This is a genomic window from Microcoleus sp. T2B6 (assembly GCF_036700475.1).
GTDB lineage: Bacteria > Cyanobacteriota > Cyanobacteriia > Cyanobacteriales > Microcoleaceae > Microcoleus.
In genome coordinates, this window is the sequence record NZ_JAUBOZ010000025.1 from 52,929 (window position 1) to 75,754 (window position 22,826).

The window sequence follows — 22,826 nt, forward strand, 5'->3', positions numbered from 1 at the left end:
TCGCTGCTAGAGAGCCGATCGCTCTCTAGCAATCATCTTAAACTCGATCGATTTACCGTATATTATAGGTATAGCTGTTGATTGTTGCACAGACAGTCTCAGAAAGTCAATAGTTTTTTTTAGTAGCGAAGGATACAGGAATTTTGGGGCGATTCCCTCCGGGATAGCTTCGCACGCGCGTGCGAGACATTGATTCTACCCTTAGATTTCGTAGTGCCACACCTCAGAAGGTTGCAGAATAATCCGGTGGAGCGGCAGACGATCGATCAAGCCTTGCTGCTCAAAATGACCGAGGGTACGAGTGACAGTTACGCGACTTGTACCGATAATTTCTGCAATGTCCTGATGGGTTAAAATCATATCGATTAGATGTCCTTGCTCTACCTCAGAACCAAACCTCTTAGCCAGCCAGGTTAATAGTTGATAGAGCATAAAATCAACTCTTTTGTAACCTCGCATTACCATAAACTCTTCAGCCTGCTGAATGTGATTGAGCAAAATATCTCTATTTAGCCAGCGATCGCCCGATAGTAAAATTGCCTCGACTTTAGTAAGGCATTCAATTTGAAAAGGATCGCATTTTGAGATTGGTTTGCCGATCGTATCACCAGGCCCCCACAATCCCAAGGTAATAATTGTGCCATCTTCAAGCCACGTTACAGTTCGCACTACTCCAGTTTCAATCCGCCACAGAGCATTGCTTCTGTTGGGCAAGTGCGAGCGGCGAGGAAATATATGGCGGCTCGTTTCATCAAAAGTTTTAGTGGAAAGAGAAGCAATAGTCATAGCCAGTTACTGAAAGAATAAAAGTTAGCTTGTCCAATGGCAGCAGGATAGTGTGGCTGGCCAAACTCTAGATAAATTAAAGCTTTACTAGATTCCTGCACCGTCTAAAAACTGTGTAATGAATAAATCCGAAGACTGAAATAATTCATGTTTTTCGACCTCTGCTTGCTCTGATTGATGTGTTTTGATCGGAGATAATTGAGATTTTAAGAAATTAACTTGCTCTTCTAAATCCTTAATTCTATCGAACAAAGCTCGAATCGCTTGAGCTTCCAAATCCGGTAGACCTTGAGAATTTTGAGCATCTTCCACCTGCTTTTTCCGAGAGATGATGCGGCCGGGAATTCCCACAACTGTGCAATCGCTAGGGACATCCCGCAGCACTACCGAACCCGCACCAATCCGAACATTATTGCCAATTTGAATATTGCCTAAAACTTTAGCACCGGCTCCCACGATTACATTTTCTCCCAGCGTCGGATGCCGTTTTCCTATTTCTTTACCCGTGCCGCCAATGGTCGCTCCTTGATAAATTACAGCATAATCTCCAACGATCGCAGTTTCGCCAATTACCACCCCCATGCCGTGGTCGATAAACACCCCCCTACCAATTGTCGCTCCTGGGTGGATCTCAATACCTGTTAAAAAGCGACTCAGTTGGGAAATCAAGCGCGGTACAAACGGCAGGCCAGCGGAATAAAGCCAGTGTGCTATCCGGTGCAAAAAAAGTGCTTGCAGTCCGGGATAGCAAAATAATACTTCCAGCCAGTTGCGCGCCGCGGGGTCACGTTCGTAAATAATTTGCAAGTCACTGAACATATTTAGTCCCGCCGTGTTTCGGTTATACAGTATCGGCAGTGCCGACGGTTTAAGCTGCATAAAGCAGTATTGGTTGTGGCATTCTTACTTATAATACTATAATCCGACCGAATTACAGTAGTTAATGAGAAAAAAATTTTTCTTTCCCCAGCCCTTTCTAAGCTGCCTCGGATATTTTCCGCGAAACAAACGGTACAGCTTGTCTGACTTCTTGCCGCAGCGGAATCTCGATCGAGAATTCCGTCCCCAATCCCGGTGTCGAATCGCAGCGCAGCATACCCTTGTGCTTTTCTACGACAATTTTATAGCTGATTGACAGTCCCAATCCTGTCCCTTTTCCCACAGGTTTAGTAGTAAAAAACGGGTCAAACAGCCGTTTTTTGACATTTTCTGCCATACCGGGGCCGTTGTCAGATATCCGCACAATTATTTTATCCGGGATGGAATATTCTGTGGTTATGGCGATCGCGATCGGATTAGCTTTCGCTGCTTTGGGCCCGCGATCGAGGTTGTAACTCTCAAGGGCGTCGATCGCATTAGCCAGAATATTCATGAACACCTGATTTAATTGTCCGGCATAGCACTCTACTAAAGGTAAATTGCTGTAGTTTTTAACAATCTCGATCGGCGGGCGATCGGCTGTAGCTTTCAGGCGACTTTGCAGAATTAGCAGAGTGCTGTCAATGCCTTCATGGATGTTGACAGGTTTCATTTCGCTTTCGTCTAAGCGAGAGAAATTCCGCAAAGATTGGACGATTTGAACAATGCGCTCGGCTCCTATTTTCATCGATGACAGCACTTCCGGCAAATCATCGCACAGAAAGTCAAACTCAATATTTCGTAAATGCTGTGAAATTTCCAAGGGAGGGTATAAATAGTGTTTTTGGTAGAGTTCTATTAACTCCAACAAATCCCTAGTATATTCGCGGGCGTGGTGGATATTGCCGTAAATAAAATTAATAGGATTGTTAACTTCGTGGGCTACACCAGCAACTAATAAACCCAAACTAGACATTTTTTCCTGCTGAATCAGTTGAGCTTGAGTTTGCTGCAACTCTTGCAAAGTTTGCTCTAGCTCTTGAGATTTAGCCGTGCGTTCTCCGGCTACTTTTTCAATTTTTTCGGTATAATCTAACAAGCACATTAGATAAATGGTCGCCGCAAAAGTCAAGACTATCCCAAAAATTAAAACAGTCAAAGAACGCCCAAAATTAAGAGGATTAATGTACTCTGGCGTTAGCCGTAGTTGCAGCAACCACCTGCGATTTTCAATATTGATAATGCGGGTGCAACTGCTGCCGTCTGGGCAGTAAGCTCTTTCCCCAAGCTGGAGTTGATTTTTGATATTTTCGTCGGTAATTATCCTTTTTGTCTTCGCTTCGTAAAAGGCAAGAAATTTTTCTGATTCAGGAGCCATAGCATCTTGAAGATACACATTAACAAAGTTGAGCTGATTTTCCTGCAAAGCGGATTTAACAATAGCATCAACGAGCAAAATTCCGAAAGCAAAACCTTTCAAATTTTCTGGTTCTGTAGCAGCTAAATTTTCCGGGAAGTCGGCGGTATCGCCCGGATAAGTTGGACTAAAAATTGGCAGGAAGACGAAGACGCCAGGGTGATTTTCTGAGGGCAATTTTTGGCGATCTGTCGCGATAATTTCTTGTCTTTTTGTGGCGTTTTCTAACGCTAGCCGGTTGGCAGTTAAATCTAAGCTTAAAGCTATTTCCTCTGTCATAAATTGCGGAGAGCCTGAAAAACGCGGCAGCCAAGCGATCGCCTTCAGGCTCGGATGGCGGTAGAGGGCAGAACCAACAAATGTCTTCATTTCGGGTTTTTTAACGCCGTCAAATACGCTGTAAAATGCTCCCGCAGCCCGAATGATTTCTAAATTACCGCTAACATCTTTCTGAATGTCTGTAGCTATTTTGTCCAGGCGGTCTTGCAGTTCGGCTTGCATGGATTTATATTCCCAATTGTACGCGACTGAAGAAGCGATCGCAGACAGCCCTAATCCTGCACAAAGTGTTAATCCTGCCTGGATGTAACGGCGATAACTAAGTAAAGTGCTAGTTGCTAAATTCAAGAAGTTGTTAGCAGTCATATTCTTCACCTATCTTGTTTCTAGTTCTCCGTCCCAGGCTCTGCCTGAGATTTCTCGTTTTTCTCGTTTTCTGGTTCTCAGGCTCTGCCCATTTTCTCGTTCCCAGGCTCTGCCTGGGAATGAATTTCAGGAGGCTCTGCCTCCGATGGAGAGCCACGAGACAGCATTACCAGGCACGAGCCTGGTAACGATGTGGCAGCAGTGTTTTGTAGAAGCTCCCCAATAGTATTTTGAGTAAGATGCAGCCGCTGATTTAAATTGAATAAGCAGGGAAAGTCATCGCGTGTTTGGGCTTGACGTAAACTTGCTGATCTCGCTTTAACTGTAGAGAATCGAAGCGCTCGCGACTCACGTAAGCTGTTACTACCTGCTCGGATTCTAACACTAACTCGGTTTGTATTTCCCGCCCTAAATGAATGATGCGACTGACTTTTGCTAATGAAAAACCCGACTCTGGCTTAGTTTTAATTTCCACGTCGTGGGGGCGCAAAAACACTACGTCCGAATGAGCGGCTCCATTATTGCGAGCCGTTGTGGCGTTGCTGGCGAACAAACCTGCAGCATTCGACAGCACATTGACCGGCCCAATAAAACTCATCACAAAAGCTGATGCCGGTTTGTCGTAAATTTCAGCAGGAGTGCCAACTTGTTCGACTCTACCTTTGTTCATTACCACAATTTCATCGGCTACTTCCATAGCTTCTTCTTGGTCGTGAGTCACAAAAACTGTGGTGATGTTAACTTCTTTGTGAAGGTTGTGCAGCCACGATCGCAATTCTTTGCGGACTTTAGCATCTAATGCTCCAAAAGGTTCGTCTAGCAGCAGCACTTTTGGTTGAACTGCTAGAGCTCTCGCCAAAGCCACCCGCTGCCGCTGGCCGCCGGAAAGTTGCGAAGGATAGCGATCGCCCAAACCTGTCAACTGCACTAAATCCAAAAGTTCATCAACCCGCTTGCTAATAGAGTTTTTAGGAACTTTGCGAATTTCCATTGCAAAAGCAATATTTTTCCGAATACTCATGTGTTTGAACAAAGCGTAGTGCTGAAACACAAAACCGATATGCCGTTCCTGCACCGACTGCTGAGTAGCATCCTCGCCGATCAAGTAAATATGACCGCTGTCTGGCGGTTCGAGTCCCGCAATCATCCTCAGCAGAGTCGATTTCCCCGAACCGGAAGGCCCTAAAAGCGCGACTAGAGAGCCGTTGTTTATTTTCAAACTCACGTTGTCAATGGCGTGGAAGGAGCCGAAGTGTTTCGATACGTTCTCAATTGTAATGCTCATGACTTTGTGTACCTATTTTAGGAGTTGACGGTATTAACTCCATATATCTGACCGATTTACAGTAGTATATCCTGAAATTAATATTTGGCAAGGCCTGTAACTTTTTGTATTGTATTTCGAGCCCTCCTGATGGGAACGGCGCTTGAAAGTTGACGCTGGCGGGCCGTCCGAGTTAACCCGCGAGGGTTTCCAGATGTGGGATTATCGGTAAATGCGATCGTCGGAGAATAAGCCATGCGGAAATTACGTAGAAACCGGGTTTGATGGACGGGGAGCATCTCATATTTGTAAAAATACTTCTTCTGGCTCCTTCCTTCTGGCTCCTTCCTTCTGCCTCTTTCCTTCTGCCTCCTGCCTCCTGCCTCCTGCCTCAAAACTCCAATTTCTAGCGGAGGGCTGCAAAGGTGAGATGCTCCCGATGGACGAAAATACTGCATCATCACCTTTAAAACCTTTAATCTCCGTAAAAAACCCGGTTTCTTTGCTGTCGATGTATCTATATTTTACCGCAGCCAACAATTCCCCGACTCCCGGCGATATTAAAGATTTCATGTACAAATTGCTCAATCTGAGGTGCGATCGCCCACAATTTATATGACAATAGTTAGTTCATAAGCATACAGGCTTCAGCTTTGACAAACTACCAGAATAGTAAATTCTAACCAGAACACCACTATGGGAAAACCAACAGGCTTTATCGAATTCTTGCGCGAATTGCCCTCCGAACTCTCACCAGTCGAGAGAGTCCACAACTGGGACGAATTTCACCTACCGATGGATGAGGACAAACTCCGCACCCAAGGCGCGCGCTGCATGGATTGCGGCATTCCGTTTTGCCACACGGGGACAATTATCAGTGGCATGGCCAGCGGTTGCCCGATTAACAACCTCATCCCCGAATGGAACGACCTAGTATATCGCGGACTCTGGAAAGAAGCCCTCGACAGACTCCACAAAACTAACAACTTCCCCGAATTCACCGGCCGCGTCTGTCCCGCACCCTGCGAAGGCGCTTGCGTGCTCGGCATCAACAACCCGCCGGTGACGATTAAAAACATCGAAGCCGCAATTATCGACAAAGGCTGGGATGAAGGCTGGGTTACTGCCGAACCACCCGCCAAACGCACCGGCAAAAAAATCGCCGTCATCGGTTCCGGGCCCGCAGGTTTGTCCGCCGCCGCGCAACTAAATAAAGCCGGTCATTGGGTAACAGTATACGAAAGAGCCGATCGACCTGGCGGCCTGCTAATGTATGGCATCCCCAACATGAAGCTAGACAAAGAACAAGTCGTAATGCGCCGCCTCAAAGTCCTCGAAGACGAAGGCGTGACATTTGTCTGCAACACCGAAGTCGGCAAAGACTTACCAGCAGAACAACTGCTAAAAGAATACGACTCAGTTGTGCTCTGTACCGGCGCCACCAAACCCCGCGACTTAGGCATCCCCGGCCGGGAATTAAAAGGCATCCACTTCGCAATGGACTTCCTGACAGCAAACACCAAAGCAGTTTTAGACAAGAGCACCAACGATAACTTCATCTCCGCCGAAGGCAAAGATATCGTGATCATCGGCGGTGGCGACACCGGCACCGACTGCGTGGGCACCTCCATCCGCCACGGCTGCAAAAGCCTGGTACAGCTAGAAATCCTGCCCAAACCGCCATCGGAACGCGCGGCCAACAATCCCTGGCCCGAATGGCCGAAAGTCTACCGCCTCGACTACGGCCAAGAAGAAGCCGCAGCCAAATTCGGCGACGACCCCCGCGGCTATCTCACCACGGCGACAAAGTTCGAGGGCGACGAAAACGGCAATGTCAAAGCTGTGCACACCGTTGAGGTGGAGTGGGCGAAAAACGAGAAAGGGCAGTTCATTCCGAACCACATCCCCGGCACCGAAAAAGTGTTGCCCGCACAGCTTGTGTTGCTAGCGATGGGCTTCCTGGGCCCCGAACAGCCCTTGCTGGATGCGCTGGGATTGGAACGCGACGCGCGCAGCAACGTGAAAGCCGAGCACGAAAAATATACAACCAGCATTCCGGGAGTTTTTGCGGCTGGGGACTGTCGCCGGGGACAAAGTTTGGTGGTTTGGGCGATTAATGAAGGGCGCGGCGTGGCCCGGGAGTGCGACCTTTATCTGATGGGGAGCACTGATTTGCCTTAGTTGGTAGGTGTGAGTCGATCGAGATTGTTTGATTTCCGATAATTTATTAGGCCCGTAAGGGCGGGTTTACAATATTTTGATTTAAAAACCAAAAATATTGTAAACCCGCCCTTTGTACCTTGAAAGAGGTAGATTGCGATTTACCTTTGGGTGGGGGCGGGTTTACGAGATTATGGATTTTAGGCAATTATTATTGGTGAAACCAGCCCCTACAAATCTCTCGATTTGGGATGATTTTCGTGAATAAATTCCGATAATTTATTAGGCCTGTAGGGGCGGGTTTTACCAACAATATTTGAGGCTCACAAACAATCTATAAAAACCCGCCCCCACCCAACAAATAACCCAGATTAACGTGATGTTTGAGAGCAGCCCAAAAAGGTAGGGGGCGGGTTTCTTATATTGTGGGTTTATGACAGAGATGGTTGGTGAAACCCGCCCCTACGAATCGGTTCATTTGGATTTCTCGTTGGGGGGGCGGGTTTATTATATTGTGGGTTTATGACAGAGATGGTTGGTGAAACCCGCCCCTACGAATCGGTTCATTTGGATTTCTCGTTGGGGGTGGCGGGTTTGTTATATTGTTGGTTTATGGCAGAGATGGTTGGTGAAACCCGCCCCTACAAATCGATCGGCATAATATTAGAGGACGATCGACTGTATATAAGATTTACCATTCCATTCGATCGCCAGCGGACTAGATTCATTAATTTTGACTGAATTATGAGGATACAATTCATCTTTTCCCCACAATAAAGGATTATTAACAATATATTCACGAATGGCAACTAATGATTCTTCATTGCGGATGATATGTTCGTAATAACCCCGCTGCCACACCGATATGCTTGTCAAATATCGCATTTGGTTAATTCGCCGCGCCGAAGATGTTTTTAAACCCCGCACAATTTCCGACAAAGGATGGATTTTTGATTTTATCAGGCCAAATTTATCGGATTCTGTAGAATTTATTTCGGGGCTGCCTTTCAAAACAATAATTCCATGAACGTGATTTGGCATCACAATAAAATTGTCTAATGCTACGTTTGGGTAACGTTTGGGAAGAATGCTCCAATTGAATAAAACAGTTTTCCCATAGGGACTCAATTGCATTTGATCATTAATAACGTCGCCGAATAAACATTCGCGCTGCCAACTGCAAATAGTGATAAAATACGCACCGGGAGTCCTATAATCATATCCTGGCAGGCGAATTGAGCGGCGGTGGTGTTTGTTACGATCGTATTTCATAATTTTGTTTCCATAAAACAGTTGTTCGTTCGGTGGGGGCGGGTTTATTATATTGTTGATTTATGACATAAATGGTTGGTAAAACCCGCCCCTACGATGGGCTGTAGGGGCGGGTTTTACCAACAATATTTGAAGCTGACAAACAATCTATAAAAACCCGCCCCCACCAACCCATAACCCAGATTAACCTGATGTTCGATCGAATTCAAAAAATGTAGATTCGGATTTGTCGTGTTCGTGGGGGCGGGTTTATTATATTGTTGGTTTCCGACATAGATTGTTGGTGAAACCCGCCCCTACAACGGCCTGTAGCCCCACCAATCAACCAAAATTCAACGGATCGACATCAATAGTTAAACTAACAGAACGCGGCGTGCGATCGCGCAATCCGATCAAATCCGACAAATCCACCGACTCATCAAAAGGCAACTTCAGCAAAATCTGCCACCGATAGCGATTTGCCACCCGCATAATCGCCGCAGGTGCAGGCCCCAACAACTCACACCCCGGTACAGACAATCGCTCAATATACTCCTGACAAACCGACGCCAATTGTACCGCCGTCACCGCAACTTCCGCCGCATCTACACTGCTCAAACGCAACAAAATCAGCCGCCCCGAAGGTGGATAATTCAGCGCTGCTCTTTCTGCTAATTCTGTTTCCACAAAATCCGCATATTCGTGCCGCCTAACTGCTTGAATAACCCGATGTTCTGGAGTGTAAGTTTGAATAATTACCCGCCCCGGATCGTCGCCTCTGCCCGCACGGCCCGCGACTTGAGTTAAAGTTTGAAACGCTCGTTCGCTTGCCCGATAATCTGATAAGTTCAGCAACCCATCAGCAGACACAACTCCCACCAATGTGACTCCAGCTAAATCTAACCCTTTCGTCAGCATTTGCGTACCCAACAAAATGTCAGCTTCCCCATTGGCAAATTGCGTTAACAATCTGCGGTGGTCGCCCTTATTTCTAGTCGTATCGCTGTCAAACCGAATAGCCCGCAATTCTGGAAACAATCTCGTTAATTCCTGTTCGACTCGCTGAGTGCCGCTGCCAAAGTTTTTGAAGTAAGGAGAACTGCATTCCGGGCAGTTTTGAGGGTGTCGTTCCGTGTGATTGCAGTAGTGACACCGCAACACTTCTGCTGTCCCTTCGCCGACGTGGTGATAAGACAGGGAAACATCGCAATTAGGGCATTCCATCACATAGCCGCAACTTCGACAAGAGACAAAGGTACTGTGTCCTCTTCTGTGAATAAACAGGATACCTTGCTGTTGTCTTGCTTGCAATTGTTCCAGCGCGTTTTGCAGGGAAGCGCTGAAAATTGAGCGGTTTCCTTGCCGCAATTCTTGGCGCATATCGACTATTTCCACAGGCGGCATGGGGCGGGAATAAATGCGATCGGGCAAGGATAAATAATGGATAGTTGGTAATGAGTAATAATCTCGGCGCGTCCCGACAAAAGTCTCTAAAGCTGGCGTTGCGGAACCTAAAATTAAGGGACAATTTTCTAATTCGGCGCGCCATTTGGCAACGGTGCGGGCATGGTAGCAGGGGGCTGGTTGGTCTTGTTTGAAGCTGCTGTCGTGTTCTTCATCGAGGATAATTAAGCCGAGGTGAGGTAAAGGCGCAAAAATAGCCGATCGCGTGCCGATGACAATTTGCGGGGTTCCAGTCAGCATCTGACGCCATGTATCGTAACGTTCGCCGTCGGATAGGGCGCTGTGGTAGACGCAAATTTGCTCGCCAAAACGGGCGCGGAATCGATCGGTAAGTTGCGGTGTGAGGCCGATTTCGGGAACGAGTACGAGGGCGGATTTGCCGCTGGCTAAGATGGGGGCGATCGCCTGCAAATATACTTCGGTTTTCCCGGAACCTGTAACGCCGTGCAGCAGCACTTGACGGAATCCCGAAAAAGAGTTAATAAACGCTAAGGCTTGAGCTTGAAAATGAGTTAAAGTTTTCGGTGCATCGGGCAATTGAGAAATTCCGCGATCGCCCCTGAGCACTTCCCTTTTATCGATCACAACGGTACCTTTCTGTTCTAAAACTTTGACAACGTAGGAACTCGCACTGCAAATTTTTAGTAAATCGCTCAGCCACATTTCACCGCCACCGCGCCGCAAAGCTGCCAATACTTCTTGCTGCCGATCAGTTAAATCGGTCACAAAATCACCTACAATTAATGTTACTGCCAATTGGAGTTTTTGTTTGGAAGGATTGGGAGGTTCTAAATAATTTTCTACCCAACCCCGTTTTAATAAATCTCGCAATCCCCTGTCAGCACCCTTGACTTGTCGCTGGAGGTATTGCCAAGTGTAATCGCCGTTTTTTTGAGCTTGCAGCAATTGCAAAATTTGACGGGCTGCGGGATTGAGAAATGTTTCGGCATTCGGAGAAATAGCGTCCTTAATTAAGCGAATTCGGCGCACGGAACGGCTTAACAAACCGGGCGGCAGTGAGGCTCTAATTACTTGAATTAAAGGTGTGCAATAATAGGTGGCAGTGCGATCGAGCAATTCCCAGTAATTAGGCGGGAAAAAACCCGCACTGACAACATCTTCGACATCTTTAACCCGCGCCGGATCTAAGTCGGGCGGCAGTTGAGAAATGAACCGAATTGCGATCGCCCCTACCTGTTGACTGCCAAAGGGTACACTCAAGATATCCCCTGGTTGCACGGTAAGTTCCGCAGGTAAACGATAGGTAAATAACTTGTTTTCCTCCCCTGGGGAGTCCCCCGCCACCCTGAAAGGAGAGTCCACCAATACCTCGATCCACTCTACCCGCACGGTGGGGCGCTGTGGCTGTTCGCTGCTGCCGTAGGATGCCCCGGCTTCTGCCGCTATAGGGGTTGACAAACCAAAAGTGACAGTAGACATAAGGTTGCACATCAAACTAGGAGGAGCCGCGGTCAAAGGGAGTTTTCATTATCCCTCAGTTTAGCTCGATCGATCGCTCTTAGCTGCGGGAATTGGCGATCGGAATCTCGATCGCGAATTCAGTCCCTTCTCCAATTGCGGATATGCACTCCAACCTCCCGCCGTGTTTGTCCACAACAATCTGATAGCTAATTGACAATCCCAAACCCGTCCCGTGACCAACTTGTTTGGTGGTGAAAAACGGATCGAAAATTTTCGCTTTTACAGATTCATTCATTCCCATACCATTATCTTTGATGCTAATTCTTGCCCATTTTCCGGAAATAATAGAAGTAGTAATGCTCATCTGGATAGGGTTGGATTCTATCTCCTCCTGTGAAGACTTTTGCTCTCGCTCTCGCAGGGCATCAACAGCATTATTAATGATGTTCATAAACACCTGATTTAATTGCCCAGCATAACACTCGACCTTGGGCAAATCTCCATAATCTTTAATAACACTAATAGCGGCATGACCGGGCTTTTCTTTAGTTAAATGCTGCAAAATTAACAATGTGCTGTCAATTCCTTCGTGAATGTTAACTGGTTTTTTTTCACCTTCATCTACCCGCGCAAAGTTGCGTAAAGTCAGCACTATTTCGCGGATGCGCTCGGAACCCACTTTCATTGACGAAAGAGTTTTCAACAAATCTTCGCGCAAAAAGTCGATGTCAATTTTTTCCAGAAAAGCTTCAATCTCTGCATCTGTTTCGGGATACCTATCCTGGTACATTGCTAGCAATGTTAAAATGTCGCCAGCGTAGTCATTGACATAGGTAATATTGCCGTAGATGAAGTTGACGGGATTGTTGATTTCGTGGGCAATACCAGCTACCAAAATGCCCAAAGCCGACATTTTTTCGGCTTCGATCAATTTGAGCTGCATTGTTTGCTGGTTTTCCAGAGCTTTTTCTAGTGTAGACATTTTGGCTTTTAAAATATTTTCGGAATCTCTAAATTCCTGCGTGAGCTTTTTTAGCAAAGATTCTTTTTTTTGATTAAGGGCTTGTAATTGGCTGCGTTCGGTTTCCGAAGTTTCAAGTTTTTCCCGCAGGATTCGATTTTCCTTTTCCAGCTCTTTGATTCTGTTTTCCCAGTCTGTTGGTTCCATCGGCTATTATTTTGAACCTAAAAATAGTGTCATAACAGTTTTATTAGGAAATTTAGTTGCACCCTTTACCTAGTGATAATTTCGTCGCACATCGCCTCGGCAATTTGGTCAGAAGAATTTAACACTTCCTTTATTTTGCTAGGTCTAAAAATCTTATCTAATATAGATTCTCAATGTCAAGATATTAATAACAAGTCTGGTTAAAACCGATCGCTACTTTTATTCCCCCTCTCGCATTTGCGGGGTTTTCATCCGATTGTTGATAAATAAGCAGGTCGATCGCAAACTTATAAAGGCGGGCCCAGCGCGAAAAATTGCCCGATTCAGACAACCTTTGTACAAAACCCGCCGGCAAGGCAAAGCGAAAATATTAAATGTGAGTGCGATCGAGTGGGGGCGACGGGAAAAGTGATCTCGACTGGGCGCGAGATCCCACAAGCAATCTCAAGTACCAAGCCACTTGCTCTATCCCAGAACGCAATCACACTATACCATTGCTGAGAAATCTCACTTTAGTGTGTCGATCGTACTCACACACCCGCACCATTTTGTGCTAATAACTACTACTTGTGACAACATCGACACAGCAGTTTATATTTGGAGAGTAATTGATGTCAGGTAGCGAAGTTCGTGCAGACTTTTGGATGAGCGAGTACATTACCCCTTGGGATATTTACGTTCACGGCGTCATCGCCGTGCTCGCTTACAAAAAAACTGCCTATCAAGAAATGTACGTAGTTCAAACCGGTACCTACGGGAAAGGCTTAGTTTTAGACGGTAAGTGGCAATCTTGTACAGGCGACGAGTTTCTGTACCACGAACCCCTGGTGCACCCAGCGATGATTTGTCACGGTTCACCCAAAAAAGTCCTCGTTCTCGGCGGCGGAGAAGGAGCTACAATTAGAGAAGTGCTGCGCTGGAAAACAGTTGAAAAAGTCGTGATGATCGACATTGACGGCGAAGTAGTAGAAGCTTGCCGCGAACACCTGCCCGAAATGCACCAAAATGCCTTTGACGACCCCCGCTGCGAAGTAGTAATCGGCGATGCTTTGGACTATTTAGATAACACTGACAATGATTGGGATATTGTCATTTCTGACTTGTCCGATCCCATTGAAGAAGGCCCATCTTTCCAGTTGTTTACCAAAGAGTATTTTGAGAAAGTTCGCAAGGTAATGTCACCTAACGGATATTTCGTAGTGCAAGCGGGCCCAGTTTCTCCAGCAGAAATGAAAATGCACGCTCGCATTGTAAATACCCTGAAATCTGTTTTCCCCAATGTTCAATCCTGCACCAGCTTTATTTCTACTTATGGAGCTCCTTGGGGTTTCGCCATAGCTTCTAATCAAGAAATAAATACGCGCCCCGAACCCGAAGTTACTGACAAATTACTCGCCGAGAAAACAACTGGCGGGTTGCGGATGTTGGATGGGATTACGCTGTTGGGATTGATGCAAGTTCCCGGTCACTTGCGGCAGGTAATTGCCGCTGAAACCGAAGTTTACACTATGGCAGCACCGCCTAAGTTTTTCGGGAAAGGCTCTGTCAGTCAGTGAAGTTAAATTGAAATCGAGGTTAAGTTCCTGTAGGGGCGGGTTCACCAACAATAATTGCCAAAAACCGACAATCTCAAAAACCCGCCCCCACCCAACTAATAGCCTGTATCAACCTTTATTTATAAAATACGGGAATAATGCAGATTGAGTTGGGGGGGCGGGTTTATTTAGATCGTGAATTACCGTCAGAGATTTGTGGTGAACCCGCCCCTACGATACAAATCAAATTATTTCCTATTTTATTTATAAAATACGGGAATAATGCAGATTGATATTTACTGTTGGGCGGGGGCGGGTTTATTTAGATTATGAATTACAGTCAGAGATTGTTGGTGAACCCGCCCCTACGAGGTTTTATTGATTATTGCACCTCAATTTCTTCACAAACCAATTCAGCAATTTTTTTCGCCGCCCCCGATTCTCCTCGAACCGCACGCAAACGATCGCCCATTTGTGCTAATTTATCAGGATGGCTCAAATAGTCGATCGCCAATTGAGCAATTACTTCTGGTTCCAGCTTCCCAATCAACTCCGGCACAATCTCCTCCTGTGCCCAAATATTCGGCCAAGCATAAAGCTTTCCCTTTCCCAATTGCCAGATAAGCCAATTAATCACCGTCGCAAAAACTGAACCGACTAACGGCAAATTTGCCAGCAATCCCGGCAAACCATCCCAAGCTTTCATCGCATCCAATTGCTGCGTCGGAATCAAAACAATCATGGGTACAGCTAACGAACCCAATTCGGCAGTATTCGCTCCCACAGTAGTTAAACACAGGCTGCATTCTGATAGCAAATCGTAAGCTGGCGTCTGCGTCCAAAGTTCTACTTGCAACTTATTTGCTGTCTGCAAAAACGGCGTTTCTGTTAAATGAAGTTCGGCGCTGGCGTTCTCAAATAAATGCAGGCAAGGATTGTGTTTTGGGTCGGCAAAACGTGCTAGAGTTTGCACATCTAAGGTAGGAGCAACGGGAATTACAAAGCGAGTTTCAGGGCGGAGGCGATGGATAGATTGGGCGATCGACAAACATAACGGTACACCTAAAGCTAATTTGGCCGCTTTAGAACCGGGCAACAATCCAATTAATTCTATTTTCCGTAGGGGCGGTGCCCCCGTGCCCGCCCTGCCCGATTTCCCGTTCCCTACTTCCGCGATCAAATCTCCGACAACTGTAAATTTCTTAGCATATTTTTGGGGAATTTTAGCAAAAACTTCTGGTTTCATCGCCGCAAATTTATCAATCCAGCGATACCACCGCGCGTCCCATTCAGCATAAATAACAGTGCGATATTTTAGCCTTTTGCCAATAACAACCGTAAAAAATTGATCGCCGCCTAAAAACAAAACAACTCCTGTTTCATACCAATCCCAATTTTCAGCCGTTTTGCCCGACAATAAGAATGGAAAAAAATGCTCCGGCGCCTGCACTCTGTCAACTTCTGGGTAGGAACAAGCGATTTCTGCTTCTTTCCCGGTGGCGTGCGGACAGGGGGACAGCACCACAGAGATTCGGGCTTGAGTCCCCGCGTTTCCCAATTGCTCACGCAAAGCTTGCACGGCGGGACGCACCCAAGTTGCCAATTCTCCGGGGCCGTTGGAGAGGATTAAAATATCTACTGCCATAGGATTTAAGATTTGAAAGGATGCAAGGGAGATTTTATGACAGATTTAATTAATGCCGTCAAGACGGGTGATGTTGCGGCTGTAGAAAGTGCGATCGAACAGTGTGCAGATATCAATGCTAAAGATGAGGAAGGCGGGACGGCTTTGACGGCTGCGGCTGAGGCTGGCAATTCGGCGATCGTCAAAAAATTGCTGGCTGCAGGTGCCGGGCCCAACAGTCAAGATAATGACGGGTGGACGCCGTTAATGAGTGCCGCTGCTGCCGGACATACCGAGATTGTACAGCTTTTGCTGGAGGCGGGAGCGGATGTGAATGCTAAAACTAATTTTGGTTTGACGGCTTTGATGAGTGCTGCAGGTAGCGGGCGCACTCAAGTTGTGGAATTTTTAATTGATAAAGGAGCTGATATCAAAGCGTATGATAATAATACTTGGACTGCGTTAATTTGGGCGTCTTCGGAGGGCCACAAAGATGCGGTTGAGGTTTTGAAGCTAGCGCGCGATCGGCATTAAAGACTTAGAAACCGGGTTTATTCGAGAAACCCGGTTTCTGGATGGTACAATTAATTATCGTACTCCCCAGCAGCGATCAAGCAAATCCTGAATAGCTGCGAGATTTCTACCCAATTAAAGAAGTTGACCAACTATATTCTGAAGGTAATAAATTCAACTTTAGATTTCCGCCACCTTCAATAACTGCGATCGTATCACCATAACTAAGTTGGTCGCCTCCATTTGGTGTAAAGAACGGCAAGCCGTTTGTTTGGATTGCTAAATCTCGATTATTGTTGATGGGAAACACAATGTATTTATCGAATGATGTAGAGCCGAGCTGGATCGTATCCTGACCTTGGGTAAAGTTTTGAATTGTAGCAAAACCCGGTCCAAGGTAGAAAGATTTATATCCAATCACAAACACTCTACTGGTATATACAGGCTGCGCTAACACGAATGTATCGGCGCCGGGTCCGCCAATGAGAGTATCGAATTCGTTGCTGCCGTCACTTCCAGACACTCCGGCGCCAAAGCCTGCAGAGCTTGTTACTCCAACTAATTCGACATTCCCCACTCCTATACCAGTGAGGGTGTCATTGCCGGAAGTTCCGATAAAAGTAGCAGTCCTGTTTGGCTCGTTTTTTCCGAAATTGAAGTAGTGTTCCCGACCAGTTGTCAAAGCTCCAGAGTAGACAAGAGGTCCAATATCACGGTTTCTATTTAAGTATACTGTTTCATAGAAAGAAGTACCATTGCTGAAGCCGCCGAATTGAATGAAGTGCTGGTAGCCACTTTTAAAGTTATTCTCAATAAACGACCGCGAATCTCGGTTAGTTGCTACATAAAATGCTTCGTCATAATTTGGCGATACGCGCGATCGACCCTCTTCGTAACCGTATTGGATAAAGTGGTCTAAGCCCGTCGCAAAAGGCACGTTTGGGTTGTTGGGAGTGCGGACAAAGGGTGTGATGTCTGGATTGCCGGCAAGGTAAGTAGCTTCGTCAAAGTACCGCGATATTTTTGTGAGGCCGCCAGCTTGACCGAACTTTTCAAAGTGTTCTTTCCCAGATTTTATAATTCCTGCATCAATAGCCGGTTTCACCCAAGGATATTGGGAAAGGTAGTATTGTTCGTCAAAAATGTCATAATTAGTCATAATTTTGGCTCCAAGCTTAGTCTGCTTACTTGTCGATTAAACTTGACCCACTATAACTAACTCTACTAACTCACTATGTCAAGTTAATTATTGTTAAGCCTGTTTTATTATTTTTAGGGCAAACACAAAAGTGCGATCGCCCATTTTGCGAATGTGCGATCGCACTCCCCAGCAGCCAAAGGTAAATCCTTAACTGCTTCGAGATTTCTATCGAAGGAAAGATGTAAAGAAAGAGATTTATGTAATAAATTCAAACTGAGATTGCGGTCGCCTTCAATAACAGCGAGCGTGTCACCGCGGTTGGTTTCGACCCCTCCATTTTTAACAACAGAGAAGCCATTAGCTTGGATAGCTAAATGTCGATTATTGTTAATGGGAAACACCAAGAAGAACTCTCAGAAAGTCCCTGCAAGCTGGATGCTATCCTGACTTTGGGTAAAGTTAAGTAGCGTGCGTTATTAACGCACCTACCATGTTAACCGAGAAAGAGATAACCGAGGTTCCGGTTATTTAAGGAATAGGTAGAAAGTGCCGTCCCCCTGTGGCTGAGTTGTAGAAAAAGATAAATTTTTTCCCTCAATAATACCAATTGTTTCATATCTTGGGCTGAGGATTATGAACTCGTTAGCATCCTCCATTGTTGTGTAGATATCGGGACTTCCTGCCAACTGGATCTTGTCATTGTCTTGATCAAAGTTCCGAATTCTAACTATACCGGGGGTAGTCGCATAGAGTTGACGGGATGTGGGATTACCCGAGGTAGCAGGAACTCCGAGTACGAATGTATCCCTCCCAGGGCCACCGATCAGGACATCAGATTCCTCATTTCCAAAGCTTTCATACTGCCGATTGCCTTGGGGATCAATACCTACTTCAACTCCAATTAATTCGGCATTCCCTACCCCTACACCAGTGAGGGTATCATCGCCGCGGCTTCCGACAAAAGTAGCGGAGCGACTAGGCTCAAATTGCCCAAATTTGAAATAATGTTCTCGACCGGTTCTCAAGGCTCCCGAGTTGACAAACGGCACAATGTCGGGGTTTTCTTTTAAGTATTCCGGTTCAAAAAATGAAGTCCCAAAACGACCGTCTTTGAGTCCGAATCGAATGAAATGCTGGTAGCCTGATTTGAAAGTTCCGTTCTGAACGAACGATCGCAACTCTGAGTTATTTGCTAAATAAAAATCTTCGTTATATTCAGGCGATACGCGGGTGCGGCCTTCTTCGTAGCCAAACTGAATAAATTGGTCTAAACCAGACGCAAAAGGCGCGTTTGGATTGTTTGGGCTGCGAACCAGGGGAGCAATATCTGGATTTTGAGCTAGATAGGTTTGTTCGTCAAAGTAACGCGATACTTTGGTCATGCCGCCGGCTTGACCGAAGTTTTCAAAGTGTTCTCTGCCGGATTTTATAATTCCTGCATCAATAGCAGGTTTCACCCAAGGATATTGCGCCAGGTAGTATGGTTCGTCAAAAATTTCATAATTAGTCATAAGTTGTACTCTAAGCTTAGTCTGCTTACTTGTCGATTAAACTTGACCCACTATAAATAACTCTACGAACTCACTATGTCAAGTTAATTATTATTAAGCCTGTTTTATTATTTTTAGGGCAAACACAACAGTACGATCGCCCTTTTTGTGAATGTGCGATCGCACTTCCCAGCAGCAATCAGCCAAATCCCAATAGCTTCGATATTTCTAGCCAAGTAAAGGTAGAGAACCTCTAGATTCTGGTAATAGATTCAACTTGAGATTTCCGCCGCCTTCAATAACAGCGATCGTGTCAAATCTACTAATTCCCGAACTTCCATCTGCAAGGGAGACGAACAAGCCGTTCGTTTGGATAGCCAAATCTCGATTGTTGTTGATGGGAAATATCAAGAATTTATCTAAGGAAGGTTGGATATCTCTTGTTGCTAGTTGAATACTATCCTGCCCTTGGGTAAAGTTCCGAATTGTAGCAAAACCCGGCCCGATATATAAGTTTGTTGGGAAACTGAATCCCTTACCACCACTGCCTACTAAAAGGTCTCCCAGCATGAATTTATCGCGGCCGCTACCGCCAGTGAGAGTATCGAATTCATTACTACCCTCACTTTCATAATTTCGGCCGGGGATGGTAAAGCCATCACTGTTTGTAACATAACCTACTTCAACTCCAATTAATTCGGTATTTCCCACCCCAGCACCAGTAATAATGTCATTCCCGGAAGTTCCGATAAAAGTCGCAGAGCGGTTAGGCTCGTTTTTGCCGAAATTGAAGTAGTGTTCGCGACCTGTTTTCAAGGCTCCAGAGTTGACAAAAGGCACGATGTCGGGGTTTTTTAGTAAGTATTCTGTTTCAAAAAATGAAGTCCCAAACTGACCGTCTTTGATGCCGAATTCAATGAAATGCTGGTAGCCATTTTTAAAAGTTCCATTCTGAATAAACGGCTGCAACTGTCGGTTATTTGCGAGATAAAACGCTTCGTCATACTCAGGCGATACGCGAGTGCGACCCTCTTCGTAACCGAACTGGATAAAGTGGTCTAGTCCTGTAGCAAAAGCCGCATTTGGGTTGTTGGGAGTGCGGACTAAGGCAGCGATATCTGGGTTGCCAGCAAGGTAAGTAGCTTCGTCAAAATACCGCGATACTTTGGTTAAGCCGCCGGCTTGACCGAATTTTTCAAAGTGTTCTCTTCCAGATTTGATGACTCCTGCATCAATGGCTGGCTTGACCCAAGGATATTGAGCAAGGTAGTATTTTTCGTCAAAAATTGCGTAACTAGCCATGTTTTCCTACTGCGGCTTTAATGAGCTGTTTATGCAATTTATCAATAATCCAGAACAGAGACAATTACCTGAGCGGGTGATTTTACCCAAGAGTAAAATCTCACTTAAGCTCTATGCTTTATCGCCCATAAAAGTGATGCCGACTGGACGATTAAAGGGAGTTATCATCCCAATCCATTGCATATTTAGATTGGCTACGCTATGAATTATGGCCATTGTATCTGCCGATTATTGAATAAATAAGTCTCTCGATGATGGACTAATGGAAACCCTGAATATCTGCAAGATTTATACCCAAATACAGCGCTAATAACACTAGATCCCACCATAGGCTACTGGTAGATTCAAACTGAGATTTCCGCCACCTTCAATAACAGCGATCGTGTCACCGGGAGTGGTTTCGGTAACTCCATTGTTAACGACGAATAAGCCCCTCTTTTGAATAGCTAAATCTCGATTATTGTTGATGGGAAATACCAATAATTGATTTGAGAAAACCCCTATATCGAGCGTATCCTGATCTTGCGTAAAGTTCCGAATTGTAGCAAAACCCGGCCCGATGTAGGACAGGTCAGTGTAAACCGCCGATCTACCACCCGCTAGAGTGCGAGTTCTACGGGTCAACACGAATATATCGCGGCCGCTACCGCCAGTTAGAGTATCGAATTCATTGCTGCCGTCACTTTCATAATATTCCCTGGGGGAGGCTAAAAATGCGTTACTTTCTGTAGTGTAACCTACTTCAAATCCTATTAATCGGGTATTCCCCACCCCTACACCAGTGAGGAGGTCATGGCCGGAAGTTCCGACAAAAGTAGCAGATCGGTTTGGCTCGTTTTTCCCGAAATTGAAGTAGTGTTCGCGACCAGTTTTCAAGGCTCCCGATTCGACAAGCAGCCGAACATCGGGGTTGAATTGTAAATATCCCGGTTCAAAAAATGAAGTCCCAAACTGCTCCTCTTTGAGGCCGAATTCAATGAAATGCTGGTAGCCGTTTTTAAACGTTCCATTCTGAATAAACGGCAGCAAAACTCGGTTAGTTGCGAGATAAAACGCTTCGTCATACTCAGGCGATACTTGGCTGCGACCCTCTTCGTAACCGTATTGGATAAAGTGGTCTAGTCCGGTCGCAAAAGGCGCGTTAGGGTTGTTGGGGGTGCGGACAAAGGGTTTAAGGTCTGGATTTCCCTCAAGGTAAGTATCTTCGTCAAAATACCGCGATATTTTGGTGAGGCCGGCGGCTTGACCAAATTTTTCAAAGTGTTCTCTTCCAGATTTGATGATTCCTGCATCAATGGCTGGTTTCAGCCACGGATATTGCGAAAGGTAGTATTGTTCGTCAAAAATTGCGTAACTAGCCATGTTTTCCTACTGCGGCTTTAATGAGGTATTTATGCAATTTATCAATAATCCAGAACTGAGACAATTACCTGATCGGGTGATTTTACCCCACTGTAAAATCTCACTTAATCTCTATGCTTTATAACCAAAAAAAGCGGTAAAATCGGGAGGATTAAATAGATTTATAATTCCAATCAATTGCAGATTTAGATTAGCTCCCCCCTGAATTCTGGCAAGTGTATCTCCCGATTTTTAAATTAATAAGTCTCCCCATGATGGACTAAGGCAAACCCTGAATAGCTTCGAGATTTCTACCCAAGTAAAGAGCTAATAACACTATATCCTTGTAATTAGTTGATTATAAGTGAGATTTCCGCCACCTTCAATAACAGCGATCGTGTCAGGGGGAGTGGTGAAGGCAACTCCATTGTTAACGGCGATGAAGTCCTTCTTTTGAATAGCTAAATCTCGATTATTGTTGATGGGAAATACCAATAATTCATCTGAGGAAAGCCCTATATTGATGATATCCTGACCTGGGGTAAAGTTCCGAATTGTAGCAAAACCCGGCCCGATGTAGGACGGGTACGTGGTAAACGTCCGTCTACCACTTCCTATACTGGAAAATGTACGGCTCAACAGGAATGTATCGCGGCCGCTACCGCCAGTTAGAGTATCGAATTCATTGCTGCCGTCACTTCCATAAGATGGCCTGGGGTCGGGAAAGCCATTAATTCTTGTAACATCATTTAGTTCAACTCCTATTAATACGGTATCCCCCACCCCTACACCAGTGAGGATGTCATTGCCGGGAGTTCCGACAAAAGTAGCGGACCTGTTTGGCTCGTTTTTCCCGAAATTGAAGTAGTGTTCGCGACCAGTTTTCAAGGCTCCCGATTCGACAACCCGCCGAACATCGGGGTTGCTCTCTAAGTATCGTGGTTCCAAAAATGAAGTCCCAAACTGATCCTCTTTGAGGCGGAATTGAACGAAATGCTGGTAGCCATTTTTAAAAGTTCCATTCTGGATAAACGGCTGCAACTGCTGATTATTTGCGAGATAAAACGCTTCGTCATACTCAGGCGATACGCGAGTGCGACCTTCTTCGTAACCATATTGGATAAAGTGGTCTAATCCGGTCGCAAAAGGCGCGTTTGGGTTGTTGGGGGTGCGGACAAAGGGTTTAAGGTCTGGATTTCCCTCAAGGTAAGTATCTTCGTCAAAATACCGCGATATTTTTGTGAGGCCGGCCGCTTGACCAAATTTTTCAAAGTGTTCTCTTCCAGATTTGATGATTCCTGCATCAATGGCTGGTTTCAGCCACGGATATTGCGAAAGATAGTATTGTTCGTCGAAGATATCGTAATTCATTGTTGCTCCTTTAAGAACGTAAAATGCGATCGTACTTTTTCATAGCACATTAGCCCACAACAAATAAAAAAGTC

Annotated in this window: 18 protein-coding genes; 3 read left to right on the top strand and 15 right to left on the bottom strand. The window is 45.7% G+C overall.

The features are described 5' to 3' along the window. Nucleotides 1-201: 201 nt before the first annotated feature. The 5 genes from QUA00_RS13845 to QUA00_RS13865 all read right to left on the bottom strand — a co-directional run bounded on the left by QUA00_RS13845 (nt 202) and on the right by QUA00_RS13865 (nt 5,543). Complete coding sequence (locus QUA00_RS13845; RefSeq protein WP_333409982.1) at nt 202-786, bottom strand: Crp/Fnr family transcriptional regulator; 585 nt, start codon at nt 784-786, stop codon at nt 202-204. Nucleotides 787-873: 87 nt separating this feature from the next. Further along, complete coding sequence (gene cysE, locus QUA00_RS13850; protein WP_445252004.1) at nt 874-1,605, bottom strand: serine O-acetyltransferase; 732 nt, start codon at nt 1,603-1,605, stop codon at nt 874-876. A gap of 157 nt (nt 1,606-1,762) precedes the next feature. Continuing rightward, a complete protein-coding gene (locus QUA00_RS13855; protein ID WP_333307955.1) occupies nt 1,763-3,706 on the bottom strand; it encodes an ATP-binding protein in 1,944 nt (647 codons plus the stop codon). 253 nt (nt 3,707-3,959) lie between these two features. Further along, the gene (locus QUA00_RS13860; RefSeq protein WP_333102724.1) at nt 3,960-4,991 is read right to left on the bottom strand and encodes a sulfate/molybdate ABC transporter ATP-binding protein; all 1,032 of its coding nucleotides are present in this window, start codon (nt 4,989-4,991) and stop codon (nt 3,960-3,962) included. 279 nt (nt 4,992-5,270) lie between these two features. Then, on the bottom strand, nt 5,271-5,543 hold the full coding sequence (locus QUA00_RS13865; RefSeq protein ID WP_333102726.1) for a hypothetical protein: 273 nt from the start codon (nt 5,541-5,543) through the stop codon (nt 5,271-5,273). Between the two features lie 123 nt (nt 5,544-5,666). On the opposite strand from QUA00_RS13865, the gene gltD reads away from it, so the two are divergent. Next, nucleotides 5,667-7,151 (top strand): glutamate synthase small subunit, encoded by a 1,485-nt coding sequence (gltD, locus tag QUA00_RS13870; RefSeq protein ID WP_333143098.1) that lies wholly within the window; start codon nt 5,667-5,669, stop codon nt 7,149-7,151. Between the two features lie 642 nt (nt 7,152-7,793). On the opposite strand, the gene QUA00_RS13875 is transcribed toward gltD, so the two are convergent. The 3 genes from QUA00_RS13875 to QUA00_RS13885 all read right to left on the bottom strand — a co-directional run bounded on the left by QUA00_RS13875 (nt 7,794) and on the right by QUA00_RS13885 (nt 12,435). Further along, nucleotides 7,794-8,402 carry a transposase gene (locus QUA00_RS13875; RefSeq protein WP_333409983.1) on the bottom strand — a complete coding sequence of 203 codons (609 nt, stop codon included), beginning with the start codon at nt 8,400-8,402 and terminating at the stop codon, nt 7,794-7,796. 321 nt (nt 8,403-8,723) lie between these two features. After that, nucleotides 8,724-11,285 carry a primosomal protein N' gene (gene priA / locus QUA00_RS13880; RefSeq protein ID WP_333409984.1) on the bottom strand — a complete coding sequence of 854 codons (2,562 nt, stop codon included), beginning with the start codon at nt 11,283-11,285 and terminating at the stop codon, nt 8,724-8,726. A 79-nt stretch (nt 11,286-11,364) separates the two neighbouring features. After that, complete coding sequence (locus QUA00_RS13885; RefSeq protein ID WP_333143101.1) at nt 11,365-12,435, bottom strand: ATP-binding protein; 1,071 nt, start codon at nt 12,433-12,435, stop codon at nt 11,365-11,367. Between the two features lie 611 nt (nt 12,436-13,046). On the opposite strand from QUA00_RS13885, the gene QUA00_RS13890 reads away from it, so the two are divergent. Beyond that, the gene (locus QUA00_RS13890; protein WP_333143103.1) at nt 13,047-13,991 is read left to right on the top strand and encodes a fused MFS/spermidine synthase; all 945 of its coding nucleotides are present in this window, start codon (nt 13,047-13,049) and stop codon (nt 13,989-13,991) included. Nucleotides 13,992-14,352: 361 nt separating this feature from the next. Here QUA00_RS13890 and QUA00_RS13895 read toward each other — a convergent pair whose 3' ends face one another. Next, a complete protein-coding gene (locus tag QUA00_RS13895) occupies nt 14,353-15,615 on the bottom strand; it encodes a lipid-A-disaccharide synthase (RefSeq protein ID WP_333409985.1) in 1,263 nt (420 codons plus the stop codon). 36 nt (nt 15,616-15,651) lie between these two features. On the opposite strand from QUA00_RS13895, the gene QUA00_RS13900 reads away from it, so the two are divergent. Then, entirely contained in the window at nt 15,652-16,128 is a 477-nt protein-coding gene (locus QUA00_RS13900) for an ankyrin repeat domain-containing protein (protein ID WP_333409986.1), read from the top strand. A 106-nt stretch (nt 16,129-16,234) separates the two neighbouring features. Here QUA00_RS13900 and QUA00_RS13905 read toward each other — a convergent pair whose 3' ends face one another. The 6 genes from QUA00_RS13905 to QUA00_RS13930 all read right to left on the bottom strand — a co-directional run bounded on the left by QUA00_RS13905 (nt 16,235) and on the right by QUA00_RS13930 (nt 22,752). Continuing rightward, nucleotides 16,235-17,266: a calcium-binding protein gene (locus tag QUA00_RS13905; protein WP_333409987.1), complete on the bottom strand. Its 1,032-nt coding sequence runs from the start codon at nt 17,264-17,266 to the stop codon at nt 16,235-16,237. Nucleotides 17,267-17,379: 113 nt separating this feature from the next. After that, nucleotides 17,380-17,652, bottom strand: a complete 273-nt coding sequence (locus QUA00_RS13910) for a hypothetical protein (RefSeq protein ID WP_333409988.1) — start codon at nt 17,650-17,652, stop codon at nt 17,380-17,382. A 120-nt stretch (nt 17,653-17,772) separates the two neighbouring features. Beyond that, nucleotides 17,773-18,759 (bottom strand): calcium-binding protein, encoded by a 987-nt coding sequence (locus QUA00_RS13915; RefSeq protein ID WP_333143107.1) that lies wholly within the window; start codon nt 18,757-18,759, stop codon nt 17,773-17,775. A 207-nt stretch (nt 18,760-18,966) separates the two neighbouring features. After that, nucleotides 18,967-20,040 carry a calcium-binding protein gene (locus QUA00_RS13920; RefSeq protein WP_333310574.1) on the bottom strand — a complete coding sequence of 358 codons (1,074 nt, stop codon included), beginning with the start codon at nt 20,038-20,040 and terminating at the stop codon, nt 18,967-18,969. Between the two features lie 315 nt (nt 20,041-20,355). After that, nucleotides 20,356-21,402, bottom strand: a complete 1,047-nt coding sequence (locus QUA00_RS13925; protein ID WP_333284801.1) for a calcium-binding protein — start codon at nt 21,400-21,402, stop codon at nt 20,356-20,358. Nucleotides 21,403-21,717: 315 nt separating this feature from the next. Beyond that, entirely contained in the window at nt 21,718-22,752 is a 1,035-nt protein-coding gene (locus tag QUA00_RS13930; RefSeq protein ID WP_333310577.1) for a calcium-binding protein, read from the bottom strand. Nucleotides 22,753-22,826: the final 74 nt, after the last annotated feature.

Excerpts from the sequence above, each read along its gene's own strand:
- QUA00_RS13845 (WP_333409982.1), bottom strand. The coding sequence starts at position 786 with ATGACTATTGCTTCTCTTTCCACTAAAACTTTTGATGAAACGAGCCGC.
- cysE (WP_445252004.1), bottom strand. The coding sequence starts at position 1,605 with ATGTTCAGTGACTTGCAAATTATTTACGAACGTGACCCCGCGGCGCGC.
- QUA00_RS13855 (WP_333307955.1), bottom strand. The coding sequence starts at position 3,706 with ATGACTGCTAACAACTTCTTGAATTTAGCAACTAGCACTTTACTTAGT.
- QUA00_RS13860 (WP_333102724.1), bottom strand. The coding sequence starts at position 4,991 with ATGAGCATTACAATTGAGAACGTATCGAAACACTTCGGCTCCTTCCAC.
- QUA00_RS13865 (WP_333102726.1), bottom strand. The coding sequence starts at position 5,543 with ATGAAATCTTTAATATCGCCGGGAGTCGGGGAATTGTTGGCTGCGGTA.
- gltD (WP_333143098.1), top strand. The coding sequence starts at position 5,667 with ATGGGAAAACCAACAGGCTTTATCGAATTCTTGCGCGAATTGCCCTCC.
- QUA00_RS13875 (WP_333409983.1), bottom strand. The coding sequence starts at position 8,402 with ATGAAATACGATCGTAACAAACACCACCGCCGCTCAATTCGCCTGCCA.
- priA (WP_333409984.1), bottom strand. The coding sequence starts at position 11,285 with ATGTCTACTGTCACTTTTGGTTTGTCAACCCCTATAGCGGCAGAAGCC.
- QUA00_RS13885 (WP_333143101.1), bottom strand. The coding sequence starts at position 12,435 with ATGGAACCAACAGACTGGGAAAACAGAATCAAAGAGCTGGAAAAGGAA.
- QUA00_RS13890 (WP_333143103.1), top strand. The coding sequence starts at position 13,047 with ATGTCAGGTAGCGAAGTTCGTGCAGACTTTTGGATGAGCGAGTACATT.
- QUA00_RS13895 (WP_333409985.1), bottom strand. The coding sequence starts at position 15,615 with ATGGCAGTAGATATTTTAATCCTCTCCAACGGCCCCGGAGAATTGGCA.
- QUA00_RS13900 (WP_333409986.1), top strand. The coding sequence starts at position 15,652 with ATGACAGATTTAATTAATGCCGTCAAGACGGGTGATGTTGCGGCTGTA.
- QUA00_RS13905 (WP_333409987.1), bottom strand. The coding sequence starts at position 17,266 with ATGACTAATTATGACATTTTTGACGAACAATACTACCTTTCCCAATAT.
- QUA00_RS13915 (WP_333143107.1), bottom strand. The coding sequence starts at position 18,759 with ATGACTAATTATGAAATTTTTGACGAACCATACTACCTGGCGCAATAT.
- QUA00_RS13920 (WP_333310574.1), bottom strand. The coding sequence starts at position 20,040 with ATGGCTAGTTACGCAATTTTTGACGAAAAATACTACCTTGCTCAATAT.
- QUA00_RS13925 (WP_333284801.1), bottom strand. The coding sequence starts at position 21,402 with ATGGCTAGTTACGCAATTTTTGACGAACAATACTACCTTTCGCAATAT.
- QUA00_RS13930 (WP_333310577.1), bottom strand. The coding sequence starts at position 22,752 with ATGAATTACGATATCTTCGACGAACAATACTATCTTTCGCAATATCCG.